A 12,910-nucleotide genomic window follows, 5' to 3' on the forward strand; every position below is an offset into this window, starting at 1 on the left:
ATATCCTTATTGTACTTTTTGATCCAAATCGTGTTGCGCGGCTTCGAGCAATGTTAAAAAATCACGTTTAACCGATTCATCTTGCTCATAGCCCATCTTTTCCCAAAGATTCAAGAACAGTCGTTCAGGCGTTGGTGGTTTAAGATCGACTGTAGTGAAAGTGTCATGTTGCTCAGTTTGCTTTTGATAGATGCGCGCAATCCGCAGCAAACGATAACGATTTGGAGGTAGTGCCATTTCAATTTGCTGACGTAAATCGACAGGGGGCGGTGCATCGGTGGTGTACTCGATCTCTAAAAAATGTCGCGCATTCAAATGTTCAATTTCACCTTGCGGTAAGGCTTGTACAGCACTAATCAAATCTTTTAATTCTTCACGAATCCGAATTAAATCAACGGTACGAGGAATAATCAGCGATTCGTATTGGCAGCGCTCAGTTACGCTTGCTTTAGGATCAATACGGACATCGACCACTTGATGTTTATAATTTCGTTCACTAAATGACAATGGAATAGGTGAACCACTATAACGAATATGCGTTTGTCCCACTTTTTGCGGTTTATGCAAGTGTCCAAGTGCCACATAATCAATCACATCATCAAACAACGCTGTTGATAAAGCTTCTTCATTACCGACCACAATTGGGCGTTCCGAATCAGACGTTTCACCGCCTTGCATATGTGCATGTGACATCAGAATCAAAGCCTGATCAGGCTGTTTACGAGCTTTTGCTGCCGCAATCAACTGCTGATGTAAATAAGCAATGGCATTTTGACTGTTGGTGGTTTGCTCATTTAAACCTGTGATTTCAGCACTGCGTAAATAAGGTAAAGTTAAACACCATGCAATGATGTTTTTATTAGCATCATAAATCGGGACAAGTAAACGATCGAGGTCAAATTGCTGGTTTTGTTTTGAAATAATCCCCACGGCTTTGGCATTAAACTTCGCTAAAAAAGGCTCAACCTGTTCAATGCGATAACCCGAATCGTGGTTACCTGCAATCATCAAGGTTTGCATATGTGGGGCAATAGCATGGGCATCGGTTAAAAATTGATACAGTTGTTTTTGTGCACTGGATGCTGGATTCACCACATCAAAAATATCGCCTGCAATCAGTAATGCATTCGGTTGTTTTTCTTGGATTTGCTCAAGTAACCAATTTAAAAATTGGGTGTGCTCGTAGTCACGCTCATGATTATGAAAAAATTGTCCTAAATGCCAATCTGAAGTATGAAAAAAACGAACAGTCATGCAAGCACCAAAAAATCAAAAAATTGATTGGGCTATAAAGTATCACAGATGGTTATGTTTACGAGGGAGATTAATCATTCATCAGTCCAACTAAGTCATTATCGACAGTTACAAAGTATCCAATCTAAACTATGCCATAACTGCATTAATGTGCATGTGCATCTACTTGCAGGAGGCAAAAAGTATTATGGGCTGGATTTATGAAATAGCCTTACCAGTATTATCCAAATATCACAAATTTTTCCATGGCAATTTGACCACCTTGCGCCAAAATTTTCTCAGCGATTTGGTCGAAATCTTCAACTTCAAAACTACAGGTAAATGCATTGGTGCCGCAGTGCGTCGGTGGCGTCTGAGCAGGGCGTTCTAACAAGCCACCATGAATACCTTGAGTTTCAATACGGAAGTACTGAATTGGTAGCCCTTCAACTGGGGTAAATGTCCAACCGAAAACTGCAGAATAAAAGGCCACTTCACGCTTTGGATCGGAACTTTGAATTTCAAAATAGTAGAGCTGGTTCATTGTTGTTATATTTTCTTTGATGGATTACACATTTCAAATAGTAGAGATCTGAAATTAGGTTAAAAAATACCAAGAACTAGGAATATAAAATGTTGTTCTAATCCTGTATATAGGTGAATTATTGTACAGCAGGTGTATTACCTGCATTTGGGGTAGCAGGAGATGCAACATGCCAAATAATCCTTTTGACGAAGAAAAACTTGCAAATAGTATGGTGTATAAGACTTTATTAGAGTCTACATTAGCCATTCCTTGGTGTATTGATTGGGACAGTAAAACATTTAGTTATATTGGACCGCAAATTGAAAAGTTACTCGGTTGGAAACAAAGTAGTTGGAAAACGGTAGATGATTGGGCATCACGTATGCACGAGGAAGACCGTAATTATGTACTGAATTATTGTGTTTCACAGTCGATGGCTGGTATAGATCATGAAGCAGATTATCGTGCACTTAAAGAAGATGGTTCATATCTTTGGATACGTGATGTTGTTCATGTCGTGCGTAAACCAAATGGTGATGTAGATTGTCTTGTCGGCTTTATGTTTGATATTTCCGAGCGGAAAAAACAAGAGGAACAACTACAAAAATTGCAACGTCAGCTCGAAGAATATTCATATAAAGATGGCTTAACTGGTATTGCAAATCGACGTTTGTTTGATGACTTTTACCAGCGTGAATGGTTAAACGCAATCCGCACGCAAAAGCCGCTGAGTTTAATTTTGATCGATTTAGATTATTTTAAACAATACAATGACTTGAATGGTCATGTGATTGGGGATACATGTCTGCGTCAAATTGCAAAAAGTTTGGAATCTTGTTGTACACGACCTCGTGATTTAGTTGCGCGTTTTGGTGGCGAGGAATTTGCTTGGATTTTACCAGAGACCAATGAAGCCGCAGCAGCAGTGATGGCCGATAGAATTATGGATGCCGTGCGTGCTGCACGATTACCGCATAAAGCCTCTGCTGTGTCGGAACTCGTCACACTCAGCATGGGGGTAAAAACCATTATTCCCTCAGATCTGGATAATCCAATGCAATTTCTGGATCAAGTTGATAAAAACCTCTATGTAGCGAAAAGACAGGGGCGTAATCGCTACTGTGCTGCATAACATAGATTTACAGTTGTGACTTATTTTAAAGTTGCATAGATTTTTCAGTCAGTCGATATTTTATCGGCTGATTTTTTTTGGGGTGTAGAATATAAGAATAAAATTCGATGCTAAATGCATGAGGCACAAAATAAAAGACCGACGATTCGAGTGATGATGAAATCGTCGGTCAAAAAATCGATTTTAAATTTAAGTGATGGCTGCTGTTCATACTTAAATTCAAAATGAAGCTTATTGCTTTTAAAAAGGTCACCGAAACATTGTGGATGCCGTCCAAATCATCGGTTGCTACAGACCTAGTACCCTATATAACGTAGCCGTTTACAGATTGGTTGACATGAAAATGAAAAAAAATGCATTTTTTTTTATACTAGGTGTCAACTTCTTCTTGGGTTAGGGTCATGGTGTCTTTAACACGTTATTTTTTATTGTTTTTTTTCATTTGTTTAATCATGACCTGTATTTGCGGTGTGATCGCTGCATTATTGCCACAGGGTGTAGGCGGTATTTTAACAGTCGTACCCTACCTGATTGCAATGATCGTGGTGTTATTTCGGTTTTTAAATAAAAATCAGAGAGCACCGACACAGGCAGAGCGTAAAAAATTTACCTTAGGTTTTAGCCTGATTTTTTGGTTATATAATTTAGCTTTTGTACTTTTGGGTATCGCAATTTTTTCAAGAAAAGATCCTGAAATTTGGCAAAATTTAATGCTCTATGTTCAACATCCTCAGTTTATGAGTTTAATGGTGATCATGTTGTTACTGATGGCTATCCCTTTGTATTTAATCACCTATTGGTTTTATGGTCCGCAAGCACAGCGGATGGCTGCTCAAAAGTTTGGTGCATAAAGCTTGATCGTTTGGTAATCTTGTTCTATAGATAATAGTATTATTTCATATAGATAGATAAGAACAAATTATGCATCAGCCCACAGTACTGATGACGGGTGGCAGCGGTTTTATTGGCACACATCTCATCAAGGCACTTTTAGCTGCGGATTATAAAGTGATTGGGCTCAGTCGTAAGGCTGGGCGTATTTCTAAATCACCACATTTAACTTGGGTACAGCAGCTCGATCAAATTCCTCATGACAGAATTGATTATGTGATTAATCTTGCAGGTGAAAGTATCGGCAAAGGTCGTTGGACAGAGACGCGTAAACAGCAATTATTAGAAAGTCGGGTCAAAACCACAGAAGCGCTGTATCAATATTTACGTAAACGTAAAATTTTTCCGAAATGCATTATTTCAGGTTCGGCTGTTGGCTATTATGGTATTGATATTGAAGAACAATGGACAAAAGTGTGCGATGAAAATACTGCACCACAAGCCATTTTTATGTCAGAGCTATGCCAAAGTTGGGAGCAAGTCACACGCCAATTTCCTGAACAAAATACCATTATCACACGACTAGGTGTGGTCTTGGCTGAAGGTGGCGGGATCTTACCGCAAATGTTGCGACCGATTCAGTTCAATTTGGTCAATAAAATAGGTTCTGGTCGGCAGCCTTTTGTGTGGATACACATACAAGATGTGATCCGAAGTATGCTGTTTTTAATGAAACAAGCTGAGAAAAAACATGCGTTGCTTGAACCCACGCCAATCGATCCGCATATTTTTAATTTAGTTGCGCCTGAAAAATCGACGCAGGCTCAGTTTGCGCAGATTGCAGCACGTCAATTAGCCAAAAAGCCGTGGCTCAATGTGCCTGCAACTATCTTTAAAATTTTATTGGGTGAGCAATCGCAATTAATTTTAAATGGTCAATTGGTTCAGCCAACCGCATTATTACAGCAAGGCTTTGAGTTTAAATTTCCGACGTTAAAAGAAGCCTTGCAGGATTTATTGGCTTAGTTGAAATTGACCTATTGACCATTAGTCGACGCTTAATAACGCATCTTGAAACAGGCGAGTCGGACTATAGTGGTCTGCATTGAATGAAGGCGTTTCACCAGTCATCAGTTCAGCCAATAACTGAGCTGAAGCTGGTCCCATGCATAAACCATTTCTAAAATGCCCAAAATTTGCCCATAGATTGTCGTAATTTGGCATCTGCCCAATATACGGAATCCCTTCAGGGGAAGATGGACGCAGGCCAGCCCAAGATTTCACAATTGGAAAGTTGGCAAGCTCTGGCACCATGTCAAAGCATGATTCTTGAATATGCCGCAAGGTTGCATCTGTGGTCTGAGTATCAAAGCCACATTGGCGCATACTTGAGCCGCAAACCACATGACCATCTTGGCGTGGAATCAAGTACATGACTTTATTCATGCACATGGTCGGCAACCAGTTCTGCGGAGTTTTAAAGAGAAGCATTTGTCCTTGTACGGGTTGTACGGGTATCTCAATGTCTAGTTGTTCACTCCATGCGGCTGACCAAGCGCCCGTGGCAATAACGAATTGATCAGCTGTATGTTGTTTGCCATCTGCGGTGGTGATGGACTGGATACGATTGTCCGAACGGTTTAATTGGCGGATAGGGCAATGTTCATGAATGATCACTTTGGGATGCTGCTGTAAATAAGCCGTTAATGACTGCAAAAGTCGCGGATTACGGATGTTGGCTAATTGCGAAAAATAAATGCCATGTGCAAAGCGTGCTGAAATGTGAGGATTAATCTGCTCAATTTGCTCGGATTGTAAATATTCCGCCTGTTGCATTGGGTCTTGGTGCAAACGCGCATAATCTAAGCCAATTTCAAAATCATCTTCATCAAAAATCAACATGCCAGTTTCATGAATTTCAAAATCAATCCCAGTCATAGGTTTTAATTTTTCATTCCATTTTTGGTAGCTCTGCTTGCCATAACGTGCGAGCGCATTGACTTCATTGGGATATCGCCAAGGATACATCGGGGAGAGGATGCCACCACCAGCCCAAGATGCGGCAGAACCTGTGCGTTGTTGGTCGAAAATCGTCACCGTACAACCGCGTTCAACGAGTTCCAATGCGCTGAGTAAACCACTAATACCCGCCCCAATAATGGCAATATTCATGTTCTTTTAACCGATGAATGTATGAGTTTGATCTTAACTTCAGCAACGCCGAAGTTTTTCTTCCAAGACTGTTTTTTAAATTTTACAGATATAAAAAAGCCTTCCTGAACGTTACCATTTCAGGAAGGCTTTGCAGGTTATTTCATGTCTTTCAACATGAGTGCTGCATCTTCAGCAAAGTAAGTCCAGATCCCATCTGCACCTGCACGGCGGCAGCTCATCAGCGATTCGATAATCACGTTTTCAGATAGCCAACCATTTTGAATGGCACCTGCCAACATGGCGTATTCGCCACTCACTTGATAGACAAATGTTGGAACACCGAAATTATCTTTGACTTCACGGACGATATCTAAATACGGCATACCCGGTTTTACAATCACCATGTCGGCGCCTTCTTGAATATCGAGTGCGATTTCATGTAAAGCTTCAGCACGGTTACCGATGTCCATTTGGTAATTGTATTTATTGCCACCTTTGAGGTTGCTTGAAGAACCTACCGCATCACGGAATGGCCCGTAAAAGCTCGACGCATATTTTGCAGAATAGGCCATGATGTTGGTATAGATATGGCCATTGGCTTCAAGCGCTTGGCGAATCGCACCGATACGACCATCCATCATGTCACTGGGTGCAACCACATCTGCACCCGCTTCGGCATGGCTGAGTGCTTGTTTAATTAAGCATTCAACGGTTTCATCATTCAGTACATAGCCGGTATCATCAATGATACCGTCTTGACCATGTGTGGTGTATGGGTCGAGCGCACCATCAGTGATGAGAACCATTTCTGGTAGTTCTTTTTTTAATAAGCGGATGGTGCTTTGGACTAAGCCATCTTCATGCCAAGCTGCTTCAGCCGTTAAGCTTTTATCTTCCTGTGGTGTAACTGGGAACAAAGCTAATTTTGAAACACCCAATTCGAGTAAACGTTCTGCCTTTCTTAGTAACAAGTCAGCAGATAGACGCTGTACGTTTGGCATGCTTGGAATATCTTGAGTTTGTTGCTGGCCTGGCAACACAAATACTGGATAAATGAGATGATCAGTCGTCAGTTGAGTTTCACGCACCATGGCACGAAGCTGGTCATTTTTACGAATGCGACGCATGCGAGTGGCAGGAAAAGCTGGACGATTGAACGTATAGGTCATAACAATCTCATTGATCAGTATTAAACTTTGACTATTGTAGACGCATAATGAGGGTTTGGCGCACCCCGTATTATTTTTTTATTCAATGACAGCGATTCGAGTAGGCTATGACAGATGTAAATAAGAGTTGGACCGGTAATATTGACCTAAACTCGAAGAATGAAATCGATACTTTATTAAATAACATTGCTCAAGCATTTAACAGCTCCCCATTTTTTTTACACAATGCCATGAAAATGACGGTGATCGATGGTCAGATCGAAGCACGTGTCGACATGGCCAGTAATCTAATTGGAAATGTCGCATTCCAAATTTTACATGGTGGCGTCGCGGCAACCCTACTCGACAGTATCGGTGGTATCTCTGCGATGGCAGAATTGTATAAAAAGGCCACAGCTGAAGATCTAGCAGAAACGAGTAAAAAGGTATCTCGCTTAGCGACCGTCGATATGCGTGTGGATTATTTGGCGCCAGGACGTGGACAGTATTTCGTTGCACGAGCAGAAACCTTACGTTTAGGCCGTAAGGGTTGCACTATGCGTATGACCATGGTCAATGATGAAGATAAAGCGATTGCAACAGCGATTGCATCGTATGCTTATTAAGCCATTTTTAAGTTAACACATTCAAAATGATGAAAAAATAAAGTCCAGAATTGGCAGCAGGGCATGATTTTATCCTGTTGCCGACGAAAAAAAGACTGACGAGTTACATTTTCTATTCTCAGGATATGATTTTTTAGCTTTAAAATGCCGGAAAATTGAAGAAGATAGACTTTCTCACGACACCATTATCTGACAGCAAAGTTGACATGCTTTGCAAAGCTCATGATGCCATGACCAAGTCTGCTAGATTTAGGACAAATCTATGACAGATACCGTTAGTAACCTGCCAGAAACCCCATCTACAGAGCAGCCCACCGATCAGGAATTAAAAGCACGCAGAAAAAAAGGCCTTGGTATAGTGGCTGTATTGATCGTGATTGCTTTGGTGATGTATTTGATTTGGTCAATATTTCTAAATCATTCCGTCAGTACCGATAATGCCTATGTCGGTGCAGAAACAGTGTCGATTACCTCGATGGTCACGGGGCAAGTGGCAGAGGTTTTGGTGAGTGATACGCAGCAAGTGAAAAAAGGCGATGTGCTTGTTCGCATTGATGCTCGTGATGCTGAAATTGCCTTAGCTCAGGCACAGGCTGAATTACTTAAAGCAAAACGCCAATACAAACAAACTGCGGCGAATAGTAGTTCTTTAAACTCACAAATCTTTGTCAGTGATGATGCAATTCATAGTGCAAGCGCACAAGTCGCCAAGGCACAAGCCGATCTGAATAAAGCACAAGATGAATTACAACGTCGTCAACAATTGGCTGCTTCAGGTGCGATTTCTAAAGAAGAATTAAGCACAGCGCAGAGTGCTGTGAATACCGCTAAAGCCAGTTTTGATGTGGCACAAGCAGGACTCGCTCAAGCCAAATCTAGTCAAAAAGCGGCACAAAGTAATAAAGCTGCAAATGATGCATTAATTCAAGACAGCAATGAAAATTCAACCCCAGATGTTTTAATTGCACAAGCACGTCTACAACAAGCTCAGTTGGACTTAGAACGTACACAAATTAAAGCACCCTTTGATGGTGTAGTGACACGTCGCAATATTCAAGTTGGGCAACGCATTGCACCGGGAACGTCATTAATGATGGTGGTGCCTGTCTCTCAGTTATATGTCGATGCCAACTTTAAAGAAAGCCAATTGGCAGGGGTGCAAGCGGGTCAAAAAGTTGAACTGACGTCTGATCTGTATGGTGACAAAGTTAAATTTAATGGCATAGTCACTGGTTTTTCTGGTGGCACAGGTTCAGCATTTGCCTTGATTCCAGCACAAAATGCCACAGGAAACTGGATTAAAGTGGTTCAGCGTTTACCTGTGAGGATACGTTTAGATCCAAAAGAGTTGGCAGAACACCCACTACGTGTGGGGCTGTCTATGGAAGCGACGATTGACTTGAAATCGAAGTAATTGCCTATGAATCAGCAAATGCAAATGACTGACCTGAAAGGTGGTCGTCTGATTCTCGCTGCCTTGGTCTTGGCTTTGGCGAACTTTATGGTTGTGCTCGACATGACCATTGCCAATGTATCTGTACCACATATTACCGGTAGCCTTGCAGTATCGGCATCCCAAGGGACTTGGGTCATTACTTCCTATGCCGTGGCAGAAGCGATTTGTGTGCCATTAACCGGTTGGCTCGCTGGGCGCTTTGGTTCTGTACGGGTTTTTGTGATTAGCCTATTTGGCTTTACTGTATTTTCGATACTGTGTGGTTTATCGACCAGTTTGGAAATGTTGGTGTTTTGCCGAATTGGGCAAGGCTTATTTGGTGGCCCGATTATGCCACTGAGCCAAACGTTGTTAATGCGCATTTTCCCTCCTGAAAAGCAATCCCAAGCCATGGGGATGTGGGCAATGACCACTGTAGTTGGCCCTATTTTAGGTCCAATTTTGGGTGGTACGATCAGTGATAATTTATCTTGGCATTGGATTTTCTTTATCAATATTCCAGTTGGGATCGGCTGTGCAATCGCAGCGATGCGCTTACTGAAAACGGCTGAAACCCCTACACAAAAATTGAAAATAGACCGTGGAGGTTTGTTGCTGTTGGTGTTGTGGATCGGTGCATTGCAGTTGATGTTGGACTTGGGCCATGAACGAGATTGGTTTAATAATCCATTTATTGTGGTGCTGGCACTGACGGCATTTGTTGGGCTGATCGTTTTCACGATTTGGGAGCTGACTGAGCGGCATCCAGTGGTGAATATACTGCTGTTTAAGTACCGAAGTTTTACCATTTCGGTCTTGGCTTTGGCCTTTGGTTTTGGTGCCTTCTTTGGCAGTATTGTCCTGATTCCGCAGTGGTTACAAATCAACTTGGGCTATACCGCAACGTGGGCAGGTTATCTCACTGCAACGATGGGCGTCGGTAGTTTGACCATGTCGCCAATTGTTGCGAAGCTTGCAACCAAATACGATCAACGTGCTTTGGCGAGTTTTGGTTTAAGTATTTTGGGTGGTGTAACCCTTATGCGCGCCTTTTGGACCACGGATGCGGACTTTATGGCTTTGGCTTTACCGCAAATATTACAAGGTTTTGCCGTGCCATTTTTCTTTATTCCTTTGTCCAATATGGCCTTGGCATCGGTACTGCCACAAGACATGGCATCTGCGGCAGGTTTGATGAACTTCTTAAGAACCATGGCAGGGGCAATTGGAGCGTCGATTGCAGTAACCATTTGGGATGATCACACCAAAGTCGCACGCAGTGAAATGGTCAGTAATTTACATGTTACCGAGGTACAAAATACCTTGGTGAATCATGGAATGAGTTCAGAAGCCGCATTGGGTTACATCTCCAGTTTGGTGGATAAAGAAGCCTTAACGCTTTCAGCCAATCATGTGTTTTTAGTTCTGGCAGGTGTCTTCATATTCGCTGCACTGATCATTTGGCTCTGTCCACGACCTAAAGCAGGTGTAGGTGGCGGTCATGCACATTAAATAACATCAAGTATAAAAAACCGCTCATTCGAGCGGTTTTTTATTGCATACGGCGTTGATTGGAAAAAATTAAAGGTCCGAGCGCGCCCGTTTAAGTGCAGATTGCCACTGAGCCAAATGAAATTCACGTTGATCAGCATTCATTTTTGGTTCAAAAGCACGTTCTAATTGCCATGATGCGGCAATTTCATCAAGATTTGAAAACACACCCGCTTTGAGTCCGGCCATCGCGGCAGCACCCCATGCAGTTGATTCTAAAAGTTTAGGACGCAGTACAGGCACATTTAAGATATCGGCCTGAAATTGCATCAGCATATCATTGCTACTGGCACCGCCATCGACCCGGAGTTCTTTAAGTGGACTAGACAGGTCTGACTGCATGGCGGTCAATACATCCGACACTTGAAAGGCAATGGCCTCTAAGGCAGCACGAGCTATGTGGGATTTATTTGTACCACGTGACATTCCACAGAGGAGGGCGCGGGCATCACTATCCCAATGTGGAGCACCTAGCCCAGTAAAGGCAGGAACCAGAACCACGCCATCGGTGTGTTCAACTTGGCACGCAAGTTTTTCAACATCACTGCTTTTTTGAATAATCCCTAAACCGTCTCTTAGCCATTGCACGATAGCGCCAGCCATAAATACACTGCCTTCAAGTGCATAATGGGTTTGACCTTGAGCTTGCCATGCAAGGGTCGAGAGTAATTTATTATGGCTATATTGAACTTCGGTGCCGGTGTTAAAGAGCATGAAACAGCCGGTACCATAGGTATTTTTTGCTGTTCCTGCGTCAAAGCATGACTGTCCAAACAGCGCGGATTGCTGGTCACCTAAGATGCCGGTAATGGGAATGTTTGCGCCAAGTAAACCTGTAGCGGTATCTGCAATATATTCATCTGAACTGATGATTTTAGGGAGGACCGACAGGGGAATATCGAATAATTCTAAGAGTTCTTCATCCCAAGCTTGTTGCTGTAAGTTCATTAGCATGGTTCGTGAAGCATTGCTGGCTTCAATCACATGCTCTGCACCTTGTGTCAGGTTCCACACCAACCAACTGTCAATCGTACCGAAAGCCGCATGACCTTGCTCAGCGAGTTCACGTAGACCTTGAGTGTGTTCTAATAACCAGACCAATTTCCCAGCACTAAAATAGGGGTCAATACGTAAACCGGTCTTTTTGTGAATGATGTCATTTAGGTTTTGTTGTGTCAGTTGATTACACCATTCAGTGGCACGACGGTCTTGCCAGACAATTGCAGGGGCAAGGGGTTGACCTGTGCGTTTATCCCAAACCACAGTGGTTTCACGCTGATTGGTCAGTCCAATGGCTTTAATATCTTTTGCGAGGATACGAGCAGAAGCGAGTGCTTGTTGCACGACGGCAATTTGTGTACTCCAAATTTCTTGAGCATCTTGCTCCACCCAACCCGAATGCGGGGTTTGAATATGGGTTTCCCGTTGAGCTGTAGCTTGAACTTGTCCATGTTCGTTAAAAATGATCGCACGACTTGAAGTCGTTCCTTGATCGAGTGCCAATAAATAGCTCATATATTTTTCTTTTGAGGTCTTGAAAAATAAAATATTAACGCAATTATGTAATTAAGCGCAGATCAATGTGTAATTGTTTCGAAATTGCATCGCAATTTTTTGAAGTTATGCTATGATGACGCTACTTTGGGGATGTTTCTGGCTTCGACGCTGGTGATGAAACTCATAGATGCATGTCGAGAGCGCATTTTCTCTCGTAAATCAAATTTGCATATTTTAGTCGCAAACGACGAAACTTACGCTCTAGCTGCCTAAGGGCAGCTTGTCCGCATCCCTGAATACTTGTGGTTAGGGGTCCCGACTGAAGCGAACGCACACAAGTCCGTATAAGATCAAGCCTTGGGGTCTTATACTAAATCTTAAAGGATCGCGATTTGTACCCTGTTCGTCGGGTCACAAAGAGCTAAATCAATAGACGATATCTAAGCATGTAGTATTCTCGAGCGTAGTGCTGGCGGACGCGGGTTCAACTCCCGCCATCTCCACCAAATTCCTAAAAAAGCCTTTAAGCTTAATGTTTAAAGGCTTTTTTTATTGGCTGTATTGCTTTTCTCTTAAGCAGTGCACCTCAATTTTTGCATTTTAAGGGTAATTATTTGAACAATTTCTCCATTTAATTTTTAGTCTAGATAATGGGTATATAGATTAACTCATAGATATGAGATGCAGAAAAACATAGGCCCAAGATAAGCATTATCGCCTTTCAAATAAAAATGCCTTATCACCATTAGTCACACCCATTAGACAAAAATAAAGAAA

10 protein-coding genes, 1 other RNA gene and 1 pseudogene are annotated in these 12,910 nt (G+C 42.3%); 7 read left to right on the forward strand and 5 right to left on the reverse strand.

Annotation, left to right across the window (positions count from 1 at the left end; translation table 11 throughout):
* Positions 1-6 precede the first annotated feature (6 nt).
* Positions 7-1,254, reverse strand: a complete 1,248-nt coding sequence (locus M5F03_RS05885; protein WP_180157246.1) for an exonuclease SbcCD subunit D — start codon at positions 1,252-1,254, stop codon at positions 7-9.
* A gap of 145 nt (positions 1,255-1,399) precedes the next feature.
* A pseudogene (locus M5F03_RS05890) lies at positions 1,400-1,777 on the reverse strand (VOC family protein).
* A 169-nt stretch (positions 1,778-1,946) separates the two neighbouring features.
* Between M5F03_RS05890 and M5F03_RS05895 the strand changes: the two are divergent.
* The 3 genes from M5F03_RS05895 to M5F03_RS05905 all read left to right on the forward strand — a co-directional run bounded on the left by M5F03_RS05895 (position 1,947) and on the right by M5F03_RS05905 (position 4,748).
* Positions 1,947-2,891: a GGDEF domain-containing protein gene (locus tag M5F03_RS05895; protein WP_078193095.1), complete on the forward strand. Its 945-nt coding sequence runs from the start codon at positions 1,947-1,949 to the stop codon at positions 2,889-2,891.
* Positions 2,892-3,292: 401 nt separating this feature from the next.
* Positions 3,293-3,742 carry an ABZJ_00895 family protein gene (locus tag M5F03_RS05900; protein ID WP_078193094.1) on the forward strand — a complete coding sequence of 150 codons (450 nt, stop codon included), beginning with the start codon at positions 3,293-3,295 and terminating at the stop codon, positions 3,740-3,742.
* 70 nt (positions 3,743-3,812) lie between these two features.
* Positions 3,813-4,748, forward strand: coding sequence for a TIGR01777 family oxidoreductase (locus M5F03_RS05905; RefSeq protein ID WP_249707388.1), 936 nt, complete (start codon positions 3,813-3,815; stop codon positions 4,746-4,748).
* Positions 4,749-4,769: 21 nt separating this feature from the next.
* Here M5F03_RS05905 and thiO read toward each other — a convergent pair whose 3' ends face one another.
* Complete coding sequence (thiO, locus tag M5F03_RS05910) at positions 4,770-5,894, reverse strand: glycine oxidase ThiO (RefSeq protein ID WP_249707390.1); 1,125 nt, start codon at positions 5,892-5,894, stop codon at positions 4,770-4,772.
* Positions 5,895-6,031: 137 nt separating this feature from the next.
* Positions 6,032-7,045 carry a porphobilinogen synthase gene (gene hemB, locus M5F03_RS05915; protein WP_111885258.1) on the reverse strand — a complete coding sequence of 338 codons (1,014 nt, stop codon included), beginning with the start codon at positions 7,043-7,045 and terminating at the stop codon, positions 6,032-6,034.
* A 107-nt stretch (positions 7,046-7,152) separates the two neighbouring features.
* On the opposite strand from hemB, the gene M5F03_RS05920 reads away from it, so the two are divergent.
* The 3 genes from M5F03_RS05920 (at position 7,153) to M5F03_RS05930 (ending at position 10,597) form a co-directional block, all read left to right on the forward strand.
* Complete coding sequence (locus M5F03_RS05920; RefSeq protein WP_249707392.1) at positions 7,153-7,650, forward strand: thioesterase family protein; 498 nt, start codon at positions 7,153-7,155, stop codon at positions 7,648-7,650.
* A gap of 262 nt (positions 7,651-7,912) precedes the next feature.
* Entirely contained in the window at positions 7,913-9,064 is a 1,152-nt protein-coding gene (locus M5F03_RS05925) for an HlyD family secretion protein (RefSeq protein ID WP_249707394.1), read from the forward strand.
* Positions 9,065-9,070: 6 nt separating this feature from the next.
* Complete coding sequence (locus M5F03_RS05930; RefSeq protein ID WP_180102393.1) at positions 9,071-10,597, forward strand: DHA2 family efflux MFS transporter permease subunit; 1,527 nt, start codon at positions 9,071-9,073, stop codon at positions 10,595-10,597.
* A 69-nt stretch (positions 10,598-10,666) separates the two neighbouring features.
* Here M5F03_RS05930 and glpK read toward each other — a convergent pair whose 3' ends face one another.
* Positions 10,667-12,151, reverse strand: a complete 1,485-nt coding sequence (gene glpK, locus M5F03_RS05935) for a glycerol kinase GlpK (protein ID WP_249707404.1) — start codon at positions 12,149-12,151, stop codon at positions 10,667-10,669.
* A gap of 128 nt (positions 12,152-12,279) precedes the next feature.
* Here glpK and ssrA point away from each other — a divergent pair.
* Positions 12,280-12,639: a transfer-messenger RNA gene (gene ssrA / locus M5F03_RS05940) on the forward strand.
* Positions 12,640-12,910: the final 271 nt, after the last annotated feature.

It is taken from the genome of Acinetobacter amyesii, from assembly GCF_023499985.1.
GTDB classification, from domain to species: Bacteria; Pseudomonadota; Gammaproteobacteria; order Pseudomonadales; family Moraxellaceae; genus Acinetobacter; species Acinetobacter amyesii.

Excerpts from the sequence above, each read along its gene's own strand:
- M5F03_RS05920 (WP_249707392.1), top strand. The coding sequence starts at position 7,153 with ATGACAGATGTAAATAAGAGTTGGACCGGTAATATTGACCTAAACTCG.
- thiO (WP_249707390.1), bottom strand. The coding sequence starts at position 5,894 with ATGAATATTGCCATTATTGGGGCGGGTATTAGTGGTTTACTCAGCGCA.
- M5F03_RS05930 (WP_180102393.1), top strand. The coding sequence starts at position 9,071 with ATGAATCAGCAAATGCAAATGACTGACCTGAAAGGTGGTCGTCTGATT.
- M5F03_RS05885 (WP_180157246.1), bottom strand. The coding sequence starts at position 1,254 with ATGACTGTTCGTTTTTTTCATACTTCAGATTGGCATTTAGGACAATTT.
- M5F03_RS05905 (WP_249707388.1), top strand. The coding sequence starts at position 3,813 with ATGCATCAGCCCACAGTACTGATGACGGGTGGCAGCGGTTTTATTGGC.
- hemB (WP_111885258.1), bottom strand. The coding sequence starts at position 7,045 with ATGACCTATACGTTCAATCGTCCAGCTTTTCCTGCCACTCGCATGCGT.
- M5F03_RS05925 (WP_249707394.1), top strand. The coding sequence starts at position 7,913 with ATGACAGATACCGTTAGTAACCTGCCAGAAACCCCATCTACAGAGCAG.
- glpK (WP_249707404.1), bottom strand. The coding sequence starts at position 12,151 with ATGAGCTATTTATTGGCACTCGATCAAGGAACGACTTCAAGTCGTGCG.
- M5F03_RS05895 (WP_078193095.1), top strand. The coding sequence starts at position 1,947 with ATGCCAAATAATCCTTTTGACGAAGAAAAACTTGCAAATAGTATGGTG.
- M5F03_RS05900 (WP_078193094.1), top strand. The coding sequence starts at position 3,293 with ATGGTGTCTTTAACACGTTATTTTTTATTGTTTTTTTTCATTTGTTTA.